Source organism: Desulfovibrio piger, assembly GCF_900116045.1.
Classification (GTDB): Bacteria; Desulfobacterota; Desulfovibrionia; order Desulfovibrionales; family Desulfovibrionaceae; genus Desulfovibrio; species Desulfovibrio piger_A.
The window spans coordinates 1,317,257-1,339,458 of record NZ_LT630450.1 but is presented as its reverse complement, the minus strand read 5'-3'; the positions used below and the strand labels follow the sequence as shown (position 1 = coordinate 1,339,458).

Below are 22,202 nucleotides of genomic sequence, written 5' to 3'. Positions count from 1 at the left end.
CCTTGTCCTGATCCTTACCGGCACCCCCTGCCCCGCGGGGCAGGGGGAAGGGGGAAAATCATGTTCGCGTATATGAAGCTGTATGTGCGCTATGTGGATGCGCTCAACCGTCTGGTCGGGCGCTGCGTGATGTATCTGGTCTTCGCCATCATGGCCATCCTGCTGTTCTCCTCCCTGTCCCGCACGCTTTTCGACAGGCCCGTGCTGTGGGGCGTGGAGATGGCCCAGTTCGTCACGACGGCCTATTATCTGCTGGGCGGCGGCTTTGCCCTGCTGATGCATTCCCATGCCCGCATGGACCTGTTTTACGGCCGTCTGGGCGCCAGGGGACGCGCGGCCATGGATGCCGTGACCGTCATCTGCCTGCTCACCTTCCTGGCGTTCCTGCTTTATGGCGGGATCTCCAGCACCGTCTATTCCATCGAATTCAACCAGCACAACAATACGGCCTGGGGGCCCGCCGTGGCTCCGGTCAAGTGCTTCATGGTGCTGGGCATCGTGCTGACGCTCCTGCAGGCCGTTTCCGAATTTTTCAAGGACATCGCCCGGGTCTTCGGTGTCGTCATCGGACTGGACATCCCCGAGCTGCTGCTGGTTGACGGCAAGGACACGGAAACCCGGGATCCGGCGGTGCATCCCCAGCCCGCCCTGACCTCCACGGAGGTGAGCCACGCATGACCTTCACCTTTTCCTATGAGACAGTGGCCCTCATCATGTTCGCGTCCATGGGGCTGCTCATGCTCACCGGACAGCGGGTCTTTGGCGCCATCGGTTTCGTGGGGGCCGTGGCGGGGGCCTTCCTTTGGGGGACGGGCGGCACGGAGATGGCCTTCAATGCCAGCATGTCCCTGATGAACTGGTTCCCCATGATAACCCTGCCCCTGTTCATCTTTATGGGCTATATCCTGTCGGAATCGGGCATCGCCAACGACCTTTACCGGATGTTCCATGTCTGGATGGGGCCCCTGCCCGGCGGGCTGGCCATCGGTACCGTGGTCCTGATGGTGGCCATCTCGGCCATGAACGGCCTGAGCGTGGCCGGTATGGCCATCGGCGCCACCATCGCCCTGCCCGAGATGCTCCGGCGCGGTTACGACAAGCGCATGGTCTCGGGGGTGATCCAGGCCGGCAGCTCGCTGGGGCTCATGATGCCGCCCAGCGTCGTGCTGGTGCTGTACGGCATGATCGCGCGGCAACCGGTCAACAAGCTGTGGCTGGCCGGTGTGGGGCCGGCCCTGCTGTTCGCGGTGCTCATCATCGCCTACATCGTCATCCGCTGCCGGCTCAATCCCTCCATGGGGCCGGCCCTGCCGGCAGAAGAGCGGGCCATGCCGCGGGCCGAGAAGTTCCGTCTGCTGCTGGCCGGGCTGCTGCCCCTGGCCATCATCTTTTCCGTGACGGGCTTTTTCCTGCTGGGGGTGACCAGCCTGGTGGAAAGCTCGGCGGTGGGGGCGCTTGCCGCCATGATAGCCGCTGCCCTCAAGCACAGGCTGACGGCCAGGGTCCTGCGCGTCTCCCTGCTGCAGACGCTGAGCGTGACCTGCATGTTCATGTGGATCATGGTGGCGGCCCTGTGCTTCAGTTCTGTCTTTGACGGTCTGGGGGCTGTCCACGCCATCCGCCGCCTTTTCCTGGAGGACTGGGGCCTCAGTCCCTGGGGGGTGCTCATCGTCATGCAGCTCTCGTATCTGCTCATGGGGATGTTCCTGGACGATACGGCCATGCTGGTCATCGTGGCGCCGCTCTATATCCCGCTGGTCAAGTCCCTGGGCTTTGACCCGATATGGTACGGTGTGCTGTACACCATCACCTGCCAGATAGCCTACATGACGCCGCCGTTCGGCTATAACCTGTTCCTGATGAAGGCCATGGCCCCGAAGGAGATCACGCTTGCGGACATCTACAGCTCCATCATCCCCTTTGTGGGCATCATGCTCGTCGGGCTGGTGCTGGTCATGCTGTTCCCCGGGATCGCCATGTATCTTCCCGACAGGTTCCTGTAACCTTCAAGCCCATGGAAAGACGTTGTGAACGAACGTTCCTTGCGCGAACTGCTGGCCAAGGCGTCCCCCCTGCGCTCGGGGGACGTGCTGGCCGGCATCGCGGCCGAGAATGAGGAAGAGCGCATCCGGGCCCAGATGGCCCTGGCCGATGTGCCCCTGAAGCGCTTCCTGTCGGAATGCGTGGTGCCGTACGAGACGGACGAGATCACCCGGCTCATCCTGGACAGCCATGACGCGCGGGCCTTCGCGCCGGTCAGCTCCTTCACGGTGGGCCAGCTGCGTGACTGGCTGCTGACCCCTGCCGCGGATACGGCGGCCCTGACGGCACTGGCGCCGGGCCTGACCCCGGAGATGGTGGCCGCGGCCAGCAAGCTCATGCGCATCCAGGATCTGGTGCTGGTGGCCTCCAAGTGCGGCGTGGTGACGCGCTTCCGCGATACCATCGGCCTGCCGGGGCGTTTTTCCTCGCGCCTGCAGCCCAACCATCCCACCGATGACGCGCGCGGCGTGCTGGCCTCCATCATCGACGGCCTGCAATACGGTTCCGGCGACGCGGTCATCGGCATCAACCCGGCATCGGACAGCCTGCCCGCCATCGGGCGCCTGCTCCATCTGCTGGACGATGTCATCGCCCGTTACGGCATCCCCACCCAGAGCTGCGTGCTGACCCACGTCACCAATACCCTGGAGATGATCCGGCGCGGCGTGCCCGTGGACCTCTGTTTCCAGTCCATCGCCGGCACGGAAAAGGCCAATGCCAGTTTCGGCATCTCCCTGTCCCTGCTGGACGAGGCCTGGGACGCCACCCTTTCCCTGAAGCGCGGCACGGTGGGAGACAATGTCATGTATTTCGAGACCGGTCAGGGCAGCGCGCTTTCCGCCGGGGCCCACTTCGGCGTGGACCAGCAGACCCTGGAATGCCGCGCCTATGCCGTGGCCCGGCGTTACCGCCCCCTGCTGGTCAATACGGTGGTGGGCTTCATCGGGCCGGAATACCTGTTCAACGGCAGGCAGATCATCCGCGCCGGTCTGGAGGACCATTGCTGCGGCAAGCTGCTGGGCCTGCCCATGGGCGAGGACGTCTGCTACACCAACCACGCCGAGGCCGACCAGGACGACATGGACATGCTCCTGACCCTGCTGGGCGTGGCAGGCTGCAATTTCGTCATGGGCATCCCCGGCGCCGACGACATCATGCTGGGCTACCAGTCCACGTCCTTCCACGATGTGGCCTGGCTGCGCCGGGTGCTGGGCAAGCGGCCCGCACCGGAATTCGAGGAATGGCTGGAGCGCACGGGCATCCTGTCCGCCGCGGGCGAGCTGCTGCCGCCCGGCGGGCGCCGGGGCATGGCCGCGCTGGGCCGGGAACTGGAGGAGGGCCGTCATGGCAACTAGGCAGGATGCGCTCGCGGGCGCCGCGCCCGCCATCGTGACGCCGGATCCCTGGGAAGAGCTGCGCCGCTTCACCGATGCGCGCATCGGTCTGGGGCATTGCGGGGTGAGCCTGCCCGTGAAACGCTGGCTGGAATTCCGTCTGGCCCATGCCCGCGCCCGGGATGCCGTCATGACGCCGCTGGATGAGGAGCGGGTGCGCGCCGGTCTGGCCGCCCACGGTCTGGAGTGCCTGTCCCTGGGCAGCGCCGTGGCGGACAGGAACGAATACCTGACCCGGCCGGACAAGGGGCGCCGCCTTTCCGTGGCCTCGCGGCAGCTGCTGGATGCCTGGACGGACGCGCATCCCGGCAGCGCGCCGGACGTGAGCGTGGTCATCTGTGACGGTCTGTCCGCGCGGGCCGTGCACGAGAACGCCGTGCCCTTCGCCTCCCGTTTTCTGGAAGAAGCGGCCGCTGCCGGGCTCAGTGCCGCGCCGGTGGCTCTGGTGAAATTCGGCCGCGTGGCTGTGGGCGACGATGTGGCGGCCCTGCTCAACGCACGGCTGGTGGTCGTGCTGGTGGGCGAACGCCCCGGCCTCAGCTCGCCCGACTCGCTGGGCGTCTATATGACCTACGCGCCCACGCCCGGCCTGACCGACGAGGCCCGCAACTGCATCTCCAACGTGCGTGCCGCGGGCCTGCCCGTGGAGGAGGCCGTGCGCAAGCTCTGCTATCTGGTGGAGAACGCCCTTGCCCGCCGCCTGTCCGGCGTGGCGCTCAAGGACGACGTGCCGCCCGGCTATCTGCCGTTCGCCGGGATGCGGGCATTGGGATAGGCCCGAAGACAGGGAGGTTCCGGCAGGACGCCGGGATGCCCTTTGCAAAATGAAAAGGCAGGTTTCCATGAAGGGAACCTGCCTTTCAAATATTGGTGGGCCCACCAGGACTCGAACCTGGGACCTGCCGGTTATGAGCCGGAGGCTCTACCAACTGAGCTATAGGCCCGCGAAGGAAGCGAACTATAGCCGGAAGGGCGCGTCATGGTCAAGCCCTTCCGCAGGCGGTCCCGGCAGGCCCGGCCGGCGTGCGGGGAAGGGAAGGGGGGGCCGGGGAGCGGCAGCACGCCGTGCCTGTGGCGCGTCCCCGGCCGCCGCGCCGCAGGAACCGTGGCCGCAGGCGGCCCGCGTCCGTCCGGGGAGGGGGGGCAGGCCGCCCGGCCGGCGGCGGAGACAAGGGCCTCCAGGTCTGCCGGTGGCGGGCCGCAGGGCATCGCCGGGGGACAGCTGCGCGCCCCCGAGGGGATGGCCGCTCCGTGAAAACGGCCCGGGGCCGCCCGCACACGCGGACGGCCCCGTAAACAGGCGGATGATCGCAGCGGGGCGTTACATGGCGCCGCCGGCGTTGAGCTTGTTGATCTGTTCGTCCATGGCCTTCTTCAGGGGCGCGGGCAGGCCCATGATGTCCACGTTGAGGAAGCCGCGCACGATGGTGGAGGTGGCTTCGTCCTCGTCCAGACCGCGGGCCATGAGGTATTCGATCTCTTCCTGGGCGATCTTGCCCACGGCGGCTTCGTGGGAGAGTTCCACGCCGTCGCGGCAGCTGTCCAGTTCGGGGATGGCGTGCACGCGGCCGCCGCCCACGATGAGTCCCTTGCACTCCAGATGGCCCTTGACCGGAGTGGCCGAGGCGCCGATGAAACCGCGGTTGATGATGGTGCCGCCGGTGGTCAGGGTGCGGGAGATGATCTCGCCGCGGGTATGGGGCGCGTTGAGATGGATGGCGCTGCCGCTGTCCACATGGGAGCCCGTGGGCGTCACGATGACCGAGTTGAAGGTGGCCACGGCGCCTTCGCCGTTGAGGTCGATGCGGGGATAGGACTGCAGGCTGCCCACGCTCTTGAGCAGGATGTAGTTGTTCTGGAACACGCCCCCGGCTTCCACCACGCCCGCCGAGCGCGGCCGCACGGTGGTGGAGTCGCCCCAGTTGTGGATCATGGTGAAGGTGAGCTTGCCGCCCTTTTCCACATAGTATTCGGTGATGCCCAGATGCGCGGCGTCGTTGCTGTGCTGGGAGGTGGCGCAGCCGCCCAGGATGTTGAGCTCGGCGCCTTCTTCCACCACCACGATGTTGTGCACGGCCTGTCCGGCGGCATTGCCCTTGATGAACATGCAGGACTGCACGGGCTGGCTGATCTTCACGCCCTTGCGGGCGCGCACGAAGTAGCCGCCGTTGAGGTGTTCGCGGGCCATGCGGGTGATCTCGTCCTTGTCGGGATCGAGCAGCTTCCAGTAATACTGCGGCAGGCCGTCGAATTTCTTGAGGGCCGCGCGGATGTCCATGAGTTCCAGGCCTTCCTGCCGGGTGGTGCAGTGCACGTCGGCGTGGTTGAGCTGCATGAAGGCGCCGCTGACCTTGTCGTCGTGCACGTCGATGCCGGCCAGGACCAGGCGCTGCTGGTCTTCCCGGGGCAGGCGGGTCAGGTCTTCGATGGGGGCGGCGTTCTCGCCGCCGCTGAAGTTGAAACGGGAAAGGTCGATGCTGCTCATGCCAGGGGAGCCTCCGCGATTTTGCCGTACATGTCGCCGGCCAGGCAGCGCAGGCATTCCTGGTAGCCGTGCTGGGCGATATGGTCGAGGATGACGCGCGGGCGCGCTTCACAGCAGAGTTTGCCGTGATACATGACCTGCCCGCGGTCGGCATTGACATATTCAAGGATGTGGCCGGTGTGGGTGATGATGAGCCCGCTGGTGGAACGCTTGCGCCCCTGCTCGCGCAGGGTGGCGCTACAGCAGTCGGGCACGCCGTCCAGCAGCTTGCGCACGGTCTTGCCCACCAGGGCCATGTTTTCCAGATCCACGCCCGATTCCGGTTCATCGAAGAGCAGCAGGCTGGGCTGCTGGGCCATGAGCTGCAGCAGTTCGGAGCGTTTGATCTCGCCGCCGGAGAAGCCGGCATTGACGTCACGGTCGAGGAAGGTGTCGAAATGCACACGTCTGGCCATGGCGGGGATGTCCATGGCGCGGCCGCGGCCGCACAGTTCCACCATCTTGCCCGTGGGCAGGCCGTGGATGGTGGGCGGCCGCTGGAAGGACATGCCGATGCCCAGGCGGGCGCGCTCGTACATGGGGGCGTAGGTGATGTCGTGGCCCTTGAAGATGATCTTGCCCCGGGTCACCTCATAGCCGGAAAAGCCCATCAGCGTCATGAGCAGGGTGGTCTTGCCGGAGCCGTTGGGGCCGAACAGGATAAAGGTTTCGCCCGCTTCCACCTTCAGGTCGATGCCCTTGAGCACCGGCGTGCCGTGGACGGAAACGTGCAGGTCTTGGATCTCAAGCATTGTTTCCCTCAATTATGCCGGAAGCCCGATCCCTTGCGGGGGCCCGGCAGGCTTTCTAGTCCTGGGGTTCGGTTTCTCCCAGATATTCCATGACGTCGTAGTGCACGTGGTCCAGCACATGGGTCAGATAGGAGACGCATTCGTCGCCCACGGCATGGCCCAGCAGGTCCACGATGAAGGCGGCGCGCTTGGCATTGACAAGGGCGGCATGGCCGGGGGCACCGTCATCGGGGATGGCGCTCACGGCTTCGTGGAAGGCCGTGAGGTCATCTTCGCTCAGGTGCTTGATGGGCTGGGGCTCATCATTGATGTAGGGGACGCCTTCCCGCAGTTCCAGCATGACGGGCTTGCCGTGCATGATCGCGATGCAGACTTGCATGATGTTGTTACCTCGCTGTGACGTTGGGGGCATAGTGGCAAACTTGGACAGGCATGTCCAGTGGGGCCCCCGGTGCGGGACACGTGCCCGCTGCGGGCCGGCGGTCCTGTGCCTCCGCTGTTAAAGATGGGGATGCGGCGGCAAAAGGCAAGGCCGGTCCCGGCCGGGCCCCGGACTTTCGGGACAAAAAAAAGGCCGGGGCGGGGCCCCGGCCTGGAAAGGCGTGCTCAGGCTAGTTCAGCTGGGAGATCAGGGTCTCCTTGATGGAGTCGATGCTGCCTTCGCCATTGAGCTCGATGTATTTGGTCTTGCCTTCGGCGGCCAGGTTCTTGAAGAAGTAGGCCGCGGCCAGGGTGCCGTTCTTGGTGTCGTAGTAGATGTCGTGACGCTTGTTGATGGCGGCTTCGTCCTGGTCGTCGGAACGGGTGGAAAGCTCACCGCCACAGACGCGGCACCTGTCACCGTTGGGCTTGATGGCGTCGATGAAAATGTTGTTGGGATGGTTGTTGTTTTCCTTGCACAGGCGACGGCCCATGATGCGGTTCTTGGCGATCTCGCGGGGCAGCAGGATCTCGATGACGTAGTCCAGTTTCAGACCTTCGGCCTGCAGGGCTTCCCACAGTTTCTGGGCCTGCACCATGTTGCGGGGGAAGCCGTCCAGCAGCCAGCCGTCCTTGCCCTTGGTCTTCAGGGTCTCCAGCACCATGGGGATGGTGATGTCGTCGGGCACCAGGTCGCCGCGATCGATGTATTCCTTGGCCTTTTTGCCCAGTTCGGTGCCGCCGCCGATGTGTTCACGGAAGATGGCGCCGGATTCGATGTGAGCAAGATTGTACTTGGCCTTGACCAGATTGCCCTGGGTGCCCTTGCCGCTGCCGTTGGGACCAAAGATGAGGATATTCATGGCGCTTCTCCTTATTGTGACGGACCGTCGTTGGGTTTGTGCAAAAAAGAACAGATACGGCCTGTCTACCCTTTGCAGGCCGTTCTGTCAACGGGGGCGGGGAAAGTGCAAGGCCTTTTTTCCGGCAGGGGCCGGACCTGCCGGGACCGTGGCGGAAAGCCCCGGGGTGCGGGATCAGCGGAAAAGGTTCCAGGTGCCTTCCATGACACCGCCCAGCAGTTCGAAGATGCCGTGGGTCAGGCTGGTGACGGCGTAGAGGATGGCCGTGCCCGCGCTGACCGAGGTCTTGGGATCGTGGAGCGTGCCGGTCACGCGCACGGGGAACTCCTGCATGCGGTCGGTCTTGACGAAGAGGTTGCAGTCCAGGTCCTCGCTGTTGAAGTCGATGCGGCCGCCGCCGCGCACGCGCATCTCGGCATCCTGATAAAAGATGTTGCTGCTGCGGGCCACGCCGTTCTGCATGTTGCCCGAGGCGCTGAGGCGCTGGAAGCGGGTGGGCCTGCCGCCGGGCCGTCCGGCCTTGTCGCGGTCCTGGTAGCTGCCGTTGATGATGGCCACGCCCCAGGTGCCGGAAAGGGCCGCGGGCATCTGGCCGCCGCCGGTCAGATGGGCGCTCATCTCCGATTCCACCGAGGCCAGGCCCCGCACGGCGCGCTTGTCGTTGCGGTCGTTGCTGGCGGCGCCGAGGTCGATGTTCAGGGCCCTGACCCTGGTGGTGTAGCTCAGGCCGCGGTCGAAGTGGAAATCGCCCGAGGCACGCAGGCGCGAATTGTAGAAATCGCCCTCCAGGGCAGGCACGGCAAGGTGGCCGTCCTTGAGGCTGAAACGGGTGCGCATCTTTTGCATGCGCAGACGCATGAAGCGCACCCTGTCCACGTCCAGGCTCCCCCGGGCCTCCACGGCCTTCATGAAGCGCAGGTCCCAGGGAGCGCCCGGGGCCCTGTTCCGCCCCTTGCTGCGGGCCTGGTCGGGAAAGAGCTCCGCCAGCAGACGGTCCAGGTCGAAGTCCGCGGCGTGCAGGCGCAGGTCCAGCTGCGGCGTGCCGCTCCAGGTCACGGCAGCCTCGCCGTCCACCTGCTGCCAGCCCAGGCCGCAGCGCAGATCCCTGAGGCGCAGGCTGTCCAGGGTACCGGAGGCCGTGCCCCTGAGGCGCAGGCTGTTGAGGGAGGCGGGCAGGCGGGCGGGCGCGCTGCCCCGTATCTGCCGGAGGCTGTGCTTCAGGTCGCGGGCGGTGAGGTCCACGGTCCCGCCCCAGGTCAGGCCGCCGCGTCCGTTGCCGACGTCCAGGTCGCCCTTGAGCTGCAGGCCCAGTGCCGAGAGCGTGGCCTTTTTCAGCTTCAGACCGGCAGGGCCCGCGCAGCTGAACAGGCCGCCGGCGTCCAGATCCATGCCCTGGGGCAGCAGATCCTTTTCGCGGGACGGCAGGTGCAGGCGCAGGGAGCCGGGCAGCTCCTGCCAGGCCACGAACTCCTTGCCGCCGAACCAGACGAGGCCGTCCAGCTTCTGGGTCAGGGACAGGCCCTCCTCTTCCAGCGAGGCCGTCCAGCGGCCTTCGAAACCGGCCCGGGCCGGCGTGGGGCGCAGGTCGCGGCGGGCGCTTTGCAGGTCGAGGCGCAGCGAGAGCCTGTCGAAGGGCAGGCTCTTTTTGCCTCCGGCGGGCAGCAGGCCCTTGCTGCCCTCGGCCGTGACCGTGCCGCGCATGCTCTTCAGGAATACATCCAGGTCGCTGCCCCGGCTGGTGATGGCCGCCTGGGCGGACAGCATGCCGCGCCGCACGGGGATGAGGTCGAAATCCCTGGACAGCTTGCTGCCGTGGATCTTGTCCAGGCGCAGGTCGATGTCGAAGGTGGGCATGTCCGTGGGGCCGCCGATGGCGCAGCGGCCCTTGAGGCGGCCTTCGTAAAAGTCGCCCGTGGCGCGGATCACGGCCGTGCCGTTGCCCGCCTTGTCCGGTGTGCCGGGTTCGATGACCACGGCCGCGCCGGTGATGGTCACAGGGCCGTAGTGCACGGTGCGGGCATTGAGGCGGATGTCATAGCCGATGTGCAGGTCCGTGGCGGGATCGGGCGACGGCAGCGGCGTGGAGCGCGAGGCCCGCAGGCTGGTCAGGGGACCGTGCGGGAAATGGACCTGCAGGGGCAGGGTGCCCACGGCTTCCGGGATGGCCCGGCCCAGCGTGACTTCCGGGGCGGTCAGGTCCAGGGCCACCACCGGCTCGGCCCAGCGGGCCACGCCGCCGGAACCGGTGAAGCGCGAACCCGAGGCATGGGCCACGATACAGGGCACGCGCAGGCCCTCGGCGTCCAGCTCGAATTCCAGGAGGCTGTCCGTGAGGTTGTCCAGGGCCATCTGCAGGCCCGGGGCCAGCCCGCGGGCAAAGCCCAGCCAGCGTGTCAGGCTCAGGCGGTGGGCCTGCAGGCTGCCGTTGAGGACAGGGCCCCGCCGGCTGTCGAAAGTCAGGTTGCCGTCGAGGGTGGCGCTGTCCTCGTCCAGCTCCAGCCGGATGCGTTCCAGGCGTATGGGCGGATGCGTGCCGCCCGCGGCGGGCAGGCCGGGCTGGGGGACCGCATGGGCTGCGGGGGCGGATGCCGTGGCGGCGGTACCGGCGGCCGGTGCTGTGGGGGCCGCCGCAGCGGGGGGCATCGCCGGGTCTTCCTTCCCGGCGGCGGCCAGCTCCTGCGGATCGGGCAGGAAGACCTCGCGCAGCATGCGCCGTACCGAGGCCTGCGGCGCGTTCCTGTCCTGCACAAGACGTCCGGCCACGGCAAAGGGGATGGGCTCGTCGTCCTGCATCAGGTCGCCCTGGATGTCGTGATCCAGCTGCCAGCCCGCGGCCGTGGCCGTGAAATCGAGGTTCATGCGTATGCGGGGCAGGTGGGGCGGCAGATGCAGCAGGGCCCGCAGGCGCAGGCGGGGGGTATCGCTCAAGAAACGGAGCGGACGGCTGCGGCCTTCCACCAGCAGGTTCTCCAGGTCCAGCACGGGCGTCCCCTCTCCGGCGGCCAGATTGCGGATAAGGCCTGCCTGCAGCTTGCCGCGCACGTCCCGGAGGCCGCGCAGATGCAGCACGCAGGAAAGGTTGCCCGCGCGCAGGGACGAGGCGTCCCGGGCCTGGAAGGAGAAATTGCCCTGGTCTATCTCTATCTGGAGGGTACCGGGCAGCAGGCCGTCCAGCCGGGCCAGGGCCCCGGCATCGCCGCTGCCGCCCCCGGCGGCGGAGGAAAGCTTGCGCAGATCCAGTGTGGGCAGCGGCAGGCTGCCGGACAGCACGGGATTCTGCAGGGCCACGTACTCCAGCTCCAGCCGCCCCTGCAGCAGGGCCGTCAGGCGGGGCCGCAGCCGGGCCGTGCGCACGGCGATGTCCAGCTCCTGGCCGCGGATGCGCACGTCGTCGGCCTGGACGGCCGGAGGCAGCCAGGAGAGCCCGATGGATCTGACATGCAGGGCGAGCCCCGTGCGCCGGGTGAAGTCTTCCAGCAGGGCATGGGTGATGGCCACGGAATTGTGCTGCACATAGACCATGGCCGCGCCGGCCAGCAGGAGGATGCCCAGCAGCAGGGCTGCCAGACAGCGGAGGAAAAGACGCAGGCGGCGGGATGGTTCGGGCATGGCAGGAAGGCTGCTTGACGATGAAAAGGGGCGAGGCTAGGTTGACGAAGCGCTGTTGCGGCGTGCCGGAAGGCACGGTAAAAGCCCCGCCGGAGGGGAAAGCCCGTTTCCGGGCAAAACGGGCCGCAGGCCTAGCGGCCGCTGTCCATGTGCAGGTCCAGGCCCGGGTCCACCACCGGCGTGCGGGGCGCGGCCCTCCTGGCTGCAGGCGCATCGAAGCTCAGATGCAGCAGGGGGTCCTGTGCCGCGGGCGTGGCCTGCACGGCGGTTTCGGCCAGTTTGGGGGCAGGGCAGCCCAGGGCATCCAGGCGGGATTCCATGGCGCGCAGCAGCACACGCATCTGGGCGTGCTCGTCGCGCAGGGCGCGGTTCAGGCGTTCCTGGCTGCGCAGCATGTAGAACTGTACGGCAAGCATGCCGAGAAAACAAAGAAAAATAAAGAGCATCAGGGAAAACATGGGGCGGCCTCGCGGATATTCTGGCGGCCGTCGTGCCCATGTTTCCGGGGCTGGCCGCAGCTCCGCTTATATACATTCGGACGCGGCAGGGCAAGATGCCGCAAGGAAGGAAAATGGCAACAGCGAAGATCGAACCGCACATGGTCATGGCCGATGCCCAGGGCAATATCTACGATGATCCCGACCTGCTCATGGTCTGCCGCCGCGGCGAGGAATGGGGCACGCCCCGCCCTGACGAACTCATGCCCCTGCCCGAGGAGAGCGAGCTCTTCCTCCTGCCCGGCCGCCGGGCCGTGGGCCTGAATCCCGGGACCGGCGAGATAGAGCGCACCGAGGATCTGGCCGTGGCCGCCTTTGCCGCTCCGGCCCATACGCTCTCCGCCCATCCGGCCTACACCAGCGATGCCGACGCCCCCCTGCTGCCCCTGTTCGCCTACGGCGCCGTGGGTTTCGCCAGGGGACGCTTCTACATCTGCGCCCGCAAGGTGGATGCCGACCAGCGCCAGGAGTTCCGTCACATCCCGCGTTCCCGCATCGAAAAGAACGTGCGCGCCCTGCTGCGCCGGTTCCCCGGGAACCGGCTGGTGGGCCACATCCTCGAAGACTGCGTCATGAAGTACGACTGCCCGGCGGCCCGCAACTTCGCCCTGGGCCGCTTCGAGGCGCCCCTGCCCAGCTCGCGCACCTGCAATGCCCGCTGTGTGGGCTGCATCTCCGAGCAGGACAAGGATTCGCCCATCAACGTGACGCCCCAGTGCCGCCTGACCTTCACGCCCACCCCCGAAGAACTGGCGGAGGTCATGAGCTTCCATGCCAGCCGCGAGACGAAGACGCCCATCTATTCCTTCGGCCAGGGTTGTGAGGGCGACCCCCTCATGAATCCCGACCTGCTGGTGGAGAGCGTGCGCCTGTTCCGCAGCCGGGGCGGTGCGGGCACGGTCAACTGCAATACCAATGCCTCCCGCACCGAGGCCGTGGAGCGTCTGGCCAGGGCGGGCCTCTCCAGCATCCGCGTCAGCCTCAACAGCGCCCGCCCCGACGTCTACGAGCGCTATTACCGGCCCCACGGCTACAGCTTCGACGACGTGCGCCGCTCCATCGCCGTGGCCCGGCAGAACGGCCTCTGGGTCTCGCTGAACCTGCTCTTCTTCCCCGGCGTCACCGACAGCGAGGGCGAGCTGGAAGCCCTGGCCCGCCTGGTGGGCGAGAACGGCGTGAGCATGATCCAGTGGCGCAACCTCAACATCGACCCCGAATGGTATCTGGGCCTCATGCGCGGCATCGACCACGGTCCCGTCATGGGCCTCAGCCTGTTCATGAAGCGCCTGAAAAAGCTCTGCCCCTGGCTGCGCTTCGGCTACTTCAATCCCTATGTGGGCGAGAAGGCCGAGCTCACGGCCCCCCTGCCCGGACAGTGGCGGATGCCTGACCTCTCCGTGGCTGACGCGCCCCTGGCCGGGCCCGCTTCGGAAGATGCCGCCGGAGAGGCGGACACGGAAGCGGAAGAGTAGTTTTTGCGGAGGGGGGCTTGTTTTCCGGGAGAGGAGGGCGCTTTTGGAAAAGCGTCCCCCTCCTCCGGGCCCCCTCTCTCCGTAAAACTTTTGCTCTGGCACGGATGGCAGGTCCCCGTCTTCGGCTTGCGGGGAGTGATTTTGTCCCGTGACCGGGAAAGGGGGATGCTGTACGGCGCCCCCTGTGTCTGGAAGAGGCCGGGGCTGCCCGGGAGCATGTGGGGACGGCGGTTGTCGGACATGTTGCCGTGCGGGAGTCGTGCAGGGCGCAGGGCGCGATCCACGAGAAGGGCGACCCGGCCGTGGGATGCGGGACGCAAGGGCAGGAGAGGGCAGACACACGCACGGCGGATACAGATGGAAGGCGCAGCCGTGCGCTGGTCCCCTGTTGGATATTTTTGGGGTGGAAAGCTAATGTTTCTGGTTGGATATAAAGAGTTTTCATCGAAAGACGGTCTTTCGCTTGACGTGCGTCCTGTTCTTTTATAGCTTCTTTTTGAAATTGAATTTCTTTTTCTAAACATCCAACGGCGGCCGTGCCGCCAGGGAGTTGTCATGAGCAAAGTCCTGATCGTTTTTGGTTCCAGCACCGGCAATACCGAGGGCATCGCCCAGAAACTGGAAGAGATCATCGCCGCCGCCGGCCATGAGGTCACGCTGAAAAACGCCGCCGACGTGGATGCCGCCGGTCTGGCCAAAGGCTATGATGCCGTGCTGCTGGGCTGCTCCGCCTGGGGCGATGACGAGCTGGAGCTGCAGGACGATTTCATCCCTCTTTATGAAAACATGGAAGGCATGGGCCTTTCGGGCGTCAGGCTGGCGGCGTTTGCCTCCGGCGACAGTTCCTACACGCATTTTTGCGGTGCGGTGGACGCCATCGAGGCCAGGGGCAAGGATCTGGGGGCGCGGATCGTGGCCGAGGGGCTGAAAGTGGACGGCACGGCCAGCGATGCCCCTGATGCCGTGCAGGAATTTGCGGCCGCTGTTCTGGCAGCATTGTAGCCGCAAAAGGACCCCGGCCTTCGCCGGGGCGCGTCCTGTGCCTTGCGCGGAGTCTGGCCATGGACTCCGCGCTTTTTTCATGTCCGCCCCGTCGCCTTCGCGGTCCCCGGCATCCCGGGCCTTGCCAGCGGGAGGCAAACATCGTAGCGTGCCGCCATCATCATCTTTGCTGTGGAGGTCTGTATGGCGATCCTTGTTTGCGGCGGTGCGGGCTATATCGGTTCCCACGCGGTCCATGCCCTGGCGGCGGCCGGGCAGGAAGTCGTGGTGGTGGACAATCTCCAGACGGGCCATGCCGCCGCCGTGGCGGGCAAGGCTGCCTTCGTGCGGGGCGACATCCGCGATGCCGCCTGTCTGGACGGCATCTTCCGCCGCTTCCGCATCGACGGCGTCATGCACTTCGCCGCCGATTCCCAGGTGGGCGAGAGCATGGTCAAGCCCCTCAAGTATTTCAACAACAACGTGGGCGGCATGCAGAGCCTGCTGGAGGCCATGGTCCGTCATGGCGTGGGCCGCATCGTCTTCTCGTCCTCGGCGGCGGTCTACGGCGAACCCGACAGCGTGCCCGTCAGCGAGGATGCCCCCACCCGGCCCACCAATCCTTACGGGCACAGCAAGCTGATGATGGAAGCCATGATGCGCTGGGTCTCGGCGGCCCACGGCATCCGTTACGTCTCCCTGCGCTATTTCAATGTGGCCGGGGCCCTGGCCGACGGCAGCATCGGCGAGGACCACAGCCCCGAGAGCCATCTCATCCCCCTGGTCCTGCAAGTACCGCTGGGCCGGCGGCCGCATATCACCATCTTCGGTGACGATTACGCCACGCCCGACGGGACCTGCATCCGCGATTACATCGCCGTCACCGACCTGGTGGACGCCCATGTGAAGGCCCTGGACCATCTGCAGCGCGGCGGTGACGACCTCATCTGCAACCTGGGCAACGGGCAGGGCTTTTCCGTGCGCCAGATCGTGGACTGCGCCCGCAAGGTGACCGGTCATGCCATCCCCGTGGTCATGGGGCAGCGGCGCGCGGGCGATCCGGCCCGGCTTGTGGCTTCCGCCCGCAAGGCGCAACAGGTGCTGGGCTGGCAGCCCCGGCTGGGCGTGGAGGCCATCATCGAATCGGCCTGGCGCTGGCACCGGGAACACCCGCACGGCTACGGCGAGCGGCAGTAAGCCGCGCCGGCATTGCCGGGGCGCCGTCCGGGCGCCGCTCCTGGGGCGGAGGATCTGCCGCAGGGGGAGGCAAAGACAGGCTCGTCTGCCGGAAAAAGGCACCATGTCACCCGGGGAGGCTTATGCCTCCCTTTTTTTGTGTCCGTGCCCGGGCTTGCTTTTCCCCGGAGGCATCGCTATCTTCTTATTGGTAATTTATATTGATAAGGAGGTGCCATGTACGGCTATCCCTGCGCGCGACGCGCCTTTTCCTTTTTCATCCTGGCGCTGGTCCTCGCCGTTTCCGGGACCGGCGCCGTAGCAGCGGAATTTTCCCGCCCCACCTTCGACCCCTTACGGGAGAAAGCCCCCATGAATGACAGCGGTTTCCGAATCATTGCCCGCGGCGATGCCGCCGTGCCGCCCCTGACGCCCCGCGAGGCGGACATCATCCTCCGCAAGGCCACGGAAGCCCCGTGGTCCGGTGAATACGAAAAAAATACGGCCGCCGGGACCTATCTGTGCCGCCAGTGCGGCGTGGCCCTGTACCGTTCGTCGGACAAGTTCGATTCCGGGTGCGGCTGGCCTGCCTTCGACGATGCCCTGCCGGGCATGGTGCGCCGCCAGCCCGATGCCGACGGCCGCCGGGTGGAGATCGTTTGCGATCACTGCGGCGCGCATCTGGGGCATGTGTTTGAGGGCGAGGGCCTGACGGCCAAGAACACCCGCCATTGCGTCAATTCCCTGTCCATGCGTTTCGCGCCCGCGGGCAGCGACAAGGAAAAGCTGGGCCTGGCCCTGTACGAACAGGTGCGCCATACGCAGGTGGCCGTGCTGGCGGGCGGATGTTTCTGGGGCGTGGAAGATGCCCTGAGCAGGCTCCCCGGTGTGGTGGACGTGCGTTCCGGCTACACGGGCGGCCATACCGACCGGCCTTCCTATGAGGATGTCTGCCGGGGCGATACCGGACATGCCGAAGCCGTGCTGGTGCGCTTCGATCCCGAAAAGATCAGCTATGAGGCCGTCGTGCGCCGCTTTTTCGAGGTCCACGATCCCACCCAGCTGGACAGGCAGGGGCCGGACGTGGGCAGCCAGTACCGTTCCGCCGTCTTCTGGCTGGACGAGTCCCAGAAGCGGACCGCCCAGAAGCTCATGGATGAGCTGCGCGGCCTGGGCTATGACGTGGTGACCCGTCTGGAAAAGGCCGGGGCCTTCTACGAGGCCGAGGCCTACCATCAGGACTTTGCCCGCCGCACGGGCCGGGGCGGCTGCCATCTGGCCGTGCCCCGCTTCGAGCGTCGTGCTGACGGCAGCCCGCGCTAGGGAAAGCTCGTATCCGTAAACACGCTAAAATAAAAAAGCAGGCACGCCGCGACGGTGTGTCTGCTTTTTTGTGTCTTTCAGGAGCGCAGGAAAAAGGCGTTGTGTCATTTTTCCGCGGGGATGCCGGATCCTCCTTGAGCGTTCCGGGGGAAGGGGGGCGGAGGGACGGCCCCCTTTTTTGCAGGCGCTGGGCCTGCCGCCGGCCCGTGCCCGTCGTGCCGCAGAAAGCCGCGGGCTGGACAGGAGACCCGAGGGGCCTTCTTCCCGGAAAAGGGCTTTCCTGCCCTCAGGCCCTGATGCGCCGGACCAGAGGCGCCAGGCAGAAGATGGCCACGCCCACCACCACGATGGGCGACAGGGCCCAGCGCAGGTCGAACTGGTGGGAAAGGAAACCCACCATGGGCGGGCAGCCCAGGAAGCCCAGGAAGCTGAGGGACGAGACCAGCGAGATGGCCACGCTGGGCGGCACGCGCGTGGACTTGCCCGCCAGGCTGTAGCAGAGCGGCACCACGGAGGCCATGCCGAAGCCCACCAGGGCCAGCCCCGCCGTGGCGGGCAGCAGATCGGGCCAGAGCAGGGCCAGGCTCAGACCGGCGGCGATGGAGAGGCCGCTCAGCTGGAGCACGGGCGTGACCCCGAAGCGGTTCACCAGGCCGTCGGCCAGCAGGCGGCCCGTGACCATGGCGCACATGCAGGCCAGGTATCCGGCGCGGATGAGGCTTTCGCCCGGCTGGACCACCTGGGCGAAATAGACGGAGCTCCAGTCATACATGGCGCCTTCCGTGGCCATGCTGCCCAGGGCGATGCAGCCGAGCAGCGCCAGATAGAGGTCGGGACGGAAGGAACGCTTCCCGCTTTCGGGCGCAGCGGCGCCGATGCGCACTTCCCGGGGCATGGTCCAGGTGCGCAGGCAGCACAGGGTCACCAGCGTGATGACGAGGATGGCGGCAAAGTGGGGCAGGGGCGCCACGCCCAGCGGCGCCACGATGGAGCCGATGATGCAGCCGGCCACCCCGCCCAGGCTCCACATGCCGTGGAAGGTGGCCATGATGCTGCGGCCGTAGAGGGTCTCCACGCCCACGGCCTGGGCATTGAGGGAGATGTTGAGCATGTTGTTGGCAAAGCCGAAGCCCAGCAGGGCCGCGGCCAGCCAGTGCGGGCTGCCGGCCAGGGCCAGGCAGAGCAGGGCGCAGGGCATGAGCACCAGCCCCAGCATGATGACGCGGCGGCTGCGGAAGCGGGCTATGAGCCAGGCCGTGGGCACGATGGAGAGCATCTCGCCCAGCGGGGAGGCCAGCAGGACGCTGCCCAGGGCCGCGTCGTTCATGTGCAGGGCGGCCTTGATGTCCGGGATGCGGACGGCCCAGGAAGCAAAGACCATGCCCATGACGAAGAAAAAGGCATTGATGGCGGTACGGTAGAAGGCCCGGGGGGTATGCGGCAGGATGCGGGCCGCGGAAAGGCGGGCGGTGGCGATGGTCAGTTCCATGACGTCTCCTCCAGAGGACGCTGGTACGCTCCCGTGATACTGTTTGAGCGCACACACAACCTGTAGGCACTTTCGTGCGCCTTGAAAAGGGGCTGGCGGGGTGTGAAAAAAATTTTTTGCCCGAGACCGGCCCCAGGCCGTTGACAGCGGACGGCAAAAACGGGGAAGAATGGAGGCCTGGCTGTGGAGATCGGCAACGATGACAGGCGCATGCGCAACACATGGATATGACCGGGTACGGACCATGACATGCATCATCGATCTGGGCAGGATGCCCTACCGGGAGGCGCTGGCTGTCCAGCATGCCCGGCATGAGGCGGTCCTCCGGGGCGCGGAGGATACGCTGCTGCTGGTGGAGCACCCGCCCGTCATCACCTTCGGGCGGCACGGCGGCGAGGAGAACCTGCACTGCAGCCGGGAAGAGCTGGCCCGCCGGGGCGTCGATGTCGTGCAGACGGAGCGGGGCGGCAACATCACCTGCCATTTCCCCGGGCAGCTGGTGGTCTATCCCATCTTTCGCATCGGCAGACGGACCGGCGGCCTGCATGGCTTCGTCCACCTGCTGGAAGAGACCGTCATCCGCACGGCGGCCGCCTTCCGGGTACAGGCCGCCCGCTGGCCCGGCCGCCCCGGGGTCTGGATAGGGCACCGCAAGCTGTGTTCCCTGGGGCTCGGGGTGCGCCGCTGGGTGACCTTCCACGGCTTCGCGCTCAATGTGGGGCGCGACCTTTCGCTTTTCGATGCCATAACCCTGTGCGGCCTTGCCGATGCCCGGGCCACGTCCCTTTGCCGTGAGCGGGGCGACGATGCCCTTTCCCTCCAGGAGGTCAAAGATGTCTGTGTCCGAGAATTCCAGGCCCTCATTGCGCATCCCCCCGTGGCTGCGCGTGAAGCTGCCCTGTAGCCCGGCCTATGCCGCCACGGGCGCGCTGGTCCGGGACATGGAGCTGCACACGGTCTGCCGGAGCGCCCGGTGCCCGAACATTTTCGAATGCTATTCCCGCAAGACCGCCACGTTCCTCATCCTTGGCGATACCTGCACCCGCGGGTGCGCCTTCTGCAATATCGGCAACGGCGCGGTCCGCGAGCCTGACCCGGACGAGCCCGCCCGCGTGGGCAGGGCCACGGCGGCCCTGGGGCTGCGCCATGCCGTGGTGACCTCCGTGACGCGCGACGACCTGCCCGACGGCGGCGCGGCGCATTTCGCGGCCACCATCGAGGCCATCCGCCGGAGCAACCGCCCCTGTCCCACCATCGAGGTCCTGATCCCGGATTTCCGGGGCGACGAGGCGGCCCTGCGCACGGTCATGGCTGCCGTGCCCCATATCATCAACCACAATGTGGAGACCCCGCCCGCCCACTATGCCCGCATCCGGCCGCAGGCGGACTATGCCCAGAGCCTGGAGCTGCTGCGGCGGGTGCGGGAAGGCGGGCACGTCTGCAAGAGCGGCCTGATGGTGGGCCTGGGCGAGACCGACGGGGAGGTCTGCGGCGTGCTGGAAGATCTGGCCGCTGTCGGGTGCGACATCGTGACCATCGGCCAGTACATGCGGCCGTCGCGCCGTCACCCGCAGGTGGAGCGCTATGTGCATCCCGACATGTTCGCGGCATACGCCCGCAAGGGGCGGGAGCTGGGCATCCCCTTCGTGTTCTCCGCGCCGCTGGTGCGCAGCAGCTACAATGCGGAGCAGGTCCATGCGGCCCTTGCCGGGCAGCGACGGCTCCCCGGCCCGGCGGCATCCGGCGACGCTGCGTGCCGCCCCGCCTGAGGGCTCTGCCCGGTCCGTCCCGCTGCGGCGGCCTTCCCGGACAGGCGGACCCTGGTGCGGCTCCCTGCCCGCGGACAGGACGGGGCACGTCAACGGGGGACCGGGAGGGCGGCATCCCTGTCCGGCGGCAGGGGATCCGGCCTGCAGGGCAGGGCGGCACGAGGCGCAGGGCCCTGCAGGGACGATGATGTGGGGAACGCACAAGGAGGCATGTCATGGGAAAGATGCTGCGGATCAGCCTGGTGATGCTGTTCCTGCTGGGCTGGGCCCTTCCGGCCGCGGCCCTGGAGATCCATATCGACAACAGCCAGGCCCTGGGCGGGAGCCTGGCCCTGCGCTATCTGCGTGCGGACGGGGTGTGGGTCACCAGGGGCTGGGTGAACTTCGGCCCCCACAGCAGGCGGACCGTGAGCCTGGAGACCTGGGAGCCCGTGTTCTACCTGCATGTGGAGATGGACGGCGGCGCCTCCGTGGAGCTGCCGGGCGAGAAGCACCTCTTCTGGGTGGTACGGGACGTCTTCGAGCTGGAAGGGGATGCCCGTCCGGCGCATGGCCGGCAGGCGGACTTCGTCAAGGTGGAGGTCCGGGGGGATGTCCCCCGCTTCACGCTGCGTTTCTGATCCGTGTGCCGTTGTGGCGGGCACAGGAGGGCACGGCCAGGGCATGCCGGTCCGGCGGTGGCCTTTCCGGCCGGCCCGGCGGCTTTCGGGCCGGATGACGGCATCCCGCTAGCGGCAGTTGCAGAGCGTCCTGTCGCGCAGGGAGGGCAGGCGGATGCCGCCGCGCGTCAGCTCCAGGCGCAGTTCGGCAAGACGGCGCTCGATGGCGGCGGGCAGGCGCACCCCGGCATGACGGGCCCAGACCTGCGGCGGGACGATGTCCACGCCGCCGTTGGCCAGGTCATAGGTGATGATCTCGTTCCCGGCAAAAGCGCCCTGGGCCGTGGCTTTGACGATCTCGAACACGGCGCGGTCGGCCCGCTTGACGATGCTGGTCAGCATCAGCCCGGGGGCCAGGGCCTGCTGGTCCCTGTCCGCGCCCACCACGGGCCTGCCTGCGGCCACGGCCGCTTCCACGGCGCCCAGTCCCGAACGCCCGGCCAGCACGGCCAGGGCATTGATGTCCAGCCCCAGCAGTTCTTCCGCCTTGGCCCGGCCGGCCTCAGGGGAGCTGTAGCTGCCCGCCACGCCGTTGATGACGCGCGCGCCGGGGCTTTCCAGCCGGACCCCCTCCACGAAACCGTTGAGCATGGACTTCAGCTGCGGGTCGTCTTCTCCGGCCAGCCAGCCGAGGGTCAGCTCATCGCCGCTGCCGCGTGCCCCGGAGGCGGGCAGCAGGCCGTGCCGGTGCAGCTGGGAGAGCAGGGCACCGGCCAGGAAGGCGGCCTGCTCGTCGGCAAAGGTCACGCTCATGATGTTGGCGGCGCGTATGCCCGTATCGATGCAGCCGAACTTCGTCTGCCGGAAGTTGGCGGCATTGTCGCGCAGGATCTCGTGCAGCCGGGCCCCGGAGAGCAGGACCAGGTCGGCCTGCCGGGCGGCAGCCTGGAAGATGGCCTCCTGGGAAAGGCCGTTGCCGCCCCGGGGCGGGGCCACCACCACGGCGGTACGGACCCCGAGCTCCTTCCGGGCCTGTTCCAGGCCCTGGCGCAGAAGGTCGTTCCAGCCCTGGTCGGGGGCTGCGTCCTCCAGCAGCAGGGCCACACGCAGGCCGGAAGCCCCGCCGGACGGCGCGGCCGGGGCGGCGGACAGGCACACGACGGACAACAGGATGGACGCCAGCAGCAGGCAGGTGATATCAATGCATTTTTTCATGGCAGACTCCCGGCGGCATACTAGCAGGAGGACGGAGGGGCCACAAGGCTCCGGCAGGGCTGCGGGAGAAATGTTG

At 67.1% G+C, this 22,202-nt stretch carries 19 protein-coding genes and 1 tRNA gene; 11 read left to right on the top strand and 9 right to left on the bottom strand.

The window, feature by feature from the left end:
* Window positions 1-60 precede the first annotated feature (60 nt).
* From DESPIGER_RS06215 to eutC, 4 genes are read left to right on the top strand one after another with little or no spacing between them, the layout of a single operon-like run.
* Window positions 61-678, top strand: coding sequence for a TRAP transporter small permease subunit (locus tag DESPIGER_RS06215; protein WP_072334453.1), 618 nt, complete (start codon window positions 61-63; stop codon window positions 676-678).
* Window positions 675-2,003 carry a TRAP transporter large permease gene (locus DESPIGER_RS06210; RefSeq protein WP_072334450.1) on the top strand — a complete coding sequence of 443 codons (1,329 nt, stop codon included), beginning with the start codon at window positions 675-677 and terminating at the stop codon, window positions 2,001-2,003. Before DESPIGER_RS06215 ends, DESPIGER_RS06210 begins: the two co-directional genes overlap by 4 nt.
* A 24-nt stretch (window positions 2,004-2,027) precedes the next feature.
* Window positions 2,028-3,398: an ethanolamine ammonia-lyase subunit EutB gene (locus tag DESPIGER_RS06205; RefSeq protein ID WP_072334447.1), complete on the top strand. Its 1,371-nt coding sequence runs from the start codon at window positions 2,028-2,030 to the stop codon at window positions 3,396-3,398.
* Window positions 3,388-4,212 carry an ethanolamine ammonia-lyase subunit EutC gene (eutC, locus tag DESPIGER_RS06200; RefSeq protein WP_072334444.1) on the top strand — a complete coding sequence of 275 codons (825 nt, stop codon included), beginning with the start codon at window positions 3,388-3,390 and terminating at the stop codon, window positions 4,210-4,212. The genes DESPIGER_RS06205 and eutC overlap by 11 nt, the downstream gene beginning before the upstream one ends.
* A 93-nt stretch (window positions 4,213-4,305) precedes the next feature.
* Here the strand turns inward: eutC and DESPIGER_RS06195 are convergent.
* The 7 genes from DESPIGER_RS06195 to DESPIGER_RS06160 form a co-directional block, all read right to left on the bottom strand.
* Window positions 4,306-4,381, bottom strand: a tRNA-Ile gene (locus DESPIGER_RS06195).
* A gap of 377 nt (window positions 4,382-4,758) precedes the next feature.
* On the bottom strand, window positions 4,759-5,922 hold the full coding sequence (locus DESPIGER_RS06185; protein ID WP_072334437.1) for a SufB/SufD family protein: 1,164 nt from the start codon (window positions 5,920-5,922) through the stop codon (window positions 4,759-4,761).
* Window positions 5,919-6,713, bottom strand: coding sequence for an ABC transporter ATP-binding protein (locus DESPIGER_RS06180; protein WP_072334434.1), 795 nt, complete (start codon window positions 6,711-6,713; stop codon window positions 5,919-5,921). Before DESPIGER_RS06180 ends, DESPIGER_RS06185 begins: the two co-directional genes overlap by 4 nt.
* Window positions 6,714-6,768: 55 nt before the next feature.
* On the bottom strand, window positions 6,769-7,092 hold the full coding sequence (locus DESPIGER_RS06175) for a hypothetical protein (protein WP_072334431.1): 324 nt from the start codon (window positions 7,090-7,092) through the stop codon (window positions 6,769-6,771).
* Between the two features lie 232 nt (window positions 7,093-7,324).
* Window positions 7,325-7,996, bottom strand: a complete 672-nt coding sequence (locus DESPIGER_RS06170; protein WP_072334428.1) for an adenylate kinase — start codon at window positions 7,994-7,996, stop codon at window positions 7,325-7,327.
* Between the two features lie 174 nt (window positions 7,997-8,170).
* Complete coding sequence (locus tag DESPIGER_RS13410) at window positions 8,171-11,605, bottom strand: AsmA-like C-terminal region-containing protein (RefSeq protein ID WP_072334425.1); 3,435 nt, start codon at window positions 11,603-11,605, stop codon at window positions 8,171-8,173.
* Between the two features lie 131 nt (window positions 11,606-11,736).
* Window positions 11,737-12,021, bottom strand: coding sequence for a hypothetical protein (locus tag DESPIGER_RS06160; RefSeq protein ID WP_231927651.1), 285 nt, complete (start codon window positions 12,019-12,021; stop codon window positions 11,737-11,739).
* Between the two features lie 155 nt (window positions 12,022-12,176).
* On the opposite strand from DESPIGER_RS06160, the gene DESPIGER_RS06155 reads away from it, so the two are divergent.
* The 4 genes from DESPIGER_RS06155 to DESPIGER_RS06140 all read left to right on the top strand — a co-directional run bounded on the left by DESPIGER_RS06155 (window position 12,177) and on the right by DESPIGER_RS06140 (window position 17,054).
* Complete coding sequence (locus tag DESPIGER_RS06155) at window positions 12,177-13,574, top strand: radical SAM protein (RefSeq protein ID WP_231927650.1); 1,398 nt, start codon at window positions 12,177-12,179, stop codon at window positions 13,572-13,574.
* Between the two features lie 555 nt (window positions 13,575-14,129).
* Window positions 14,130-14,576 (top strand): flavodoxin, encoded by a 447-nt coding sequence (locus DESPIGER_RS06150; RefSeq protein ID WP_072334417.1) that lies wholly within the window; start codon window positions 14,130-14,132, stop codon window positions 14,574-14,576.
* Window positions 14,577-14,759: 183 nt separating this feature from the next.
* The gene (gene galE, locus DESPIGER_RS06145; RefSeq protein WP_072334414.1) at window positions 14,760-15,752 is read left to right on the top strand and encodes a UDP-glucose 4-epimerase GalE; all 993 of its coding nucleotides are present in this window, start codon (window positions 14,760-14,762) and stop codon (window positions 15,750-15,752) included.
* A gap of 216 nt (window positions 15,753-15,968) precedes the next feature.
* The gene (locus DESPIGER_RS06140; protein WP_231927649.1) at window positions 15,969-17,054 is read left to right on the top strand and encodes a bifunctional methionine sulfoxide reductase B/A protein; all 1,086 of its coding nucleotides are present in this window, start codon (window positions 15,969-15,971) and stop codon (window positions 17,052-17,054) included.
* Between the two features lie 286 nt (window positions 17,055-17,340).
* Here the strand turns inward: DESPIGER_RS06140 and DESPIGER_RS06135 are convergent, their stop codons facing one another.
* Entirely contained in the window at window positions 17,341-18,543 is a 1,203-nt protein-coding gene (locus tag DESPIGER_RS06135) for an MFS transporter (RefSeq protein WP_072334411.1), read from the bottom strand.
* A gap of 244 nt (window positions 18,544-18,787) precedes the next feature.
* On the opposite strand from DESPIGER_RS06135, the gene lipB reads away from it, so the two are divergent.
* From lipB to DESPIGER_RS06120, 3 genes are all read left to right on the top strand, one after another.
* Window positions 18,788-19,447: a lipoyl(octanoyl) transferase LipB gene (gene lipB / locus DESPIGER_RS06130; RefSeq protein ID WP_072334408.1), complete on the top strand. Its 660-nt coding sequence runs from the start codon at window positions 18,788-18,790 to the stop codon at window positions 19,445-19,447.
* The gene (gene lipA, locus DESPIGER_RS06125) at window positions 19,377-20,312 is read left to right on the top strand and encodes a lipoyl synthase (RefSeq protein WP_072334405.1); all 936 of its coding nucleotides are present in this window, start codon (window positions 19,377-19,379) and stop codon (window positions 20,310-20,312) included. The genes lipB and lipA overlap by 71 nt, the downstream gene beginning before the upstream one ends.
* 215 nt (window positions 20,313-20,527) lie before the next feature.
* Complete coding sequence (locus DESPIGER_RS06120) at window positions 20,528-20,932, top strand: hypothetical protein (RefSeq protein WP_072334402.1); 405 nt, start codon at window positions 20,528-20,530, stop codon at window positions 20,930-20,932.
* Window positions 20,933-21,040: 108 nt separating this feature from the next.
* Here the strand turns inward: DESPIGER_RS06120 and DESPIGER_RS06115 are convergent, their stop codons facing one another.
* Window positions 21,041-22,126: a BMP family lipoprotein gene (locus DESPIGER_RS06115; RefSeq protein ID WP_072334399.1), complete on the bottom strand. Its 1,086-nt coding sequence runs from the start codon at window positions 22,124-22,126 to the stop codon at window positions 21,041-21,043.
* Between the last annotated feature and the right edge of the window lie 76 nt (window positions 22,127-22,202).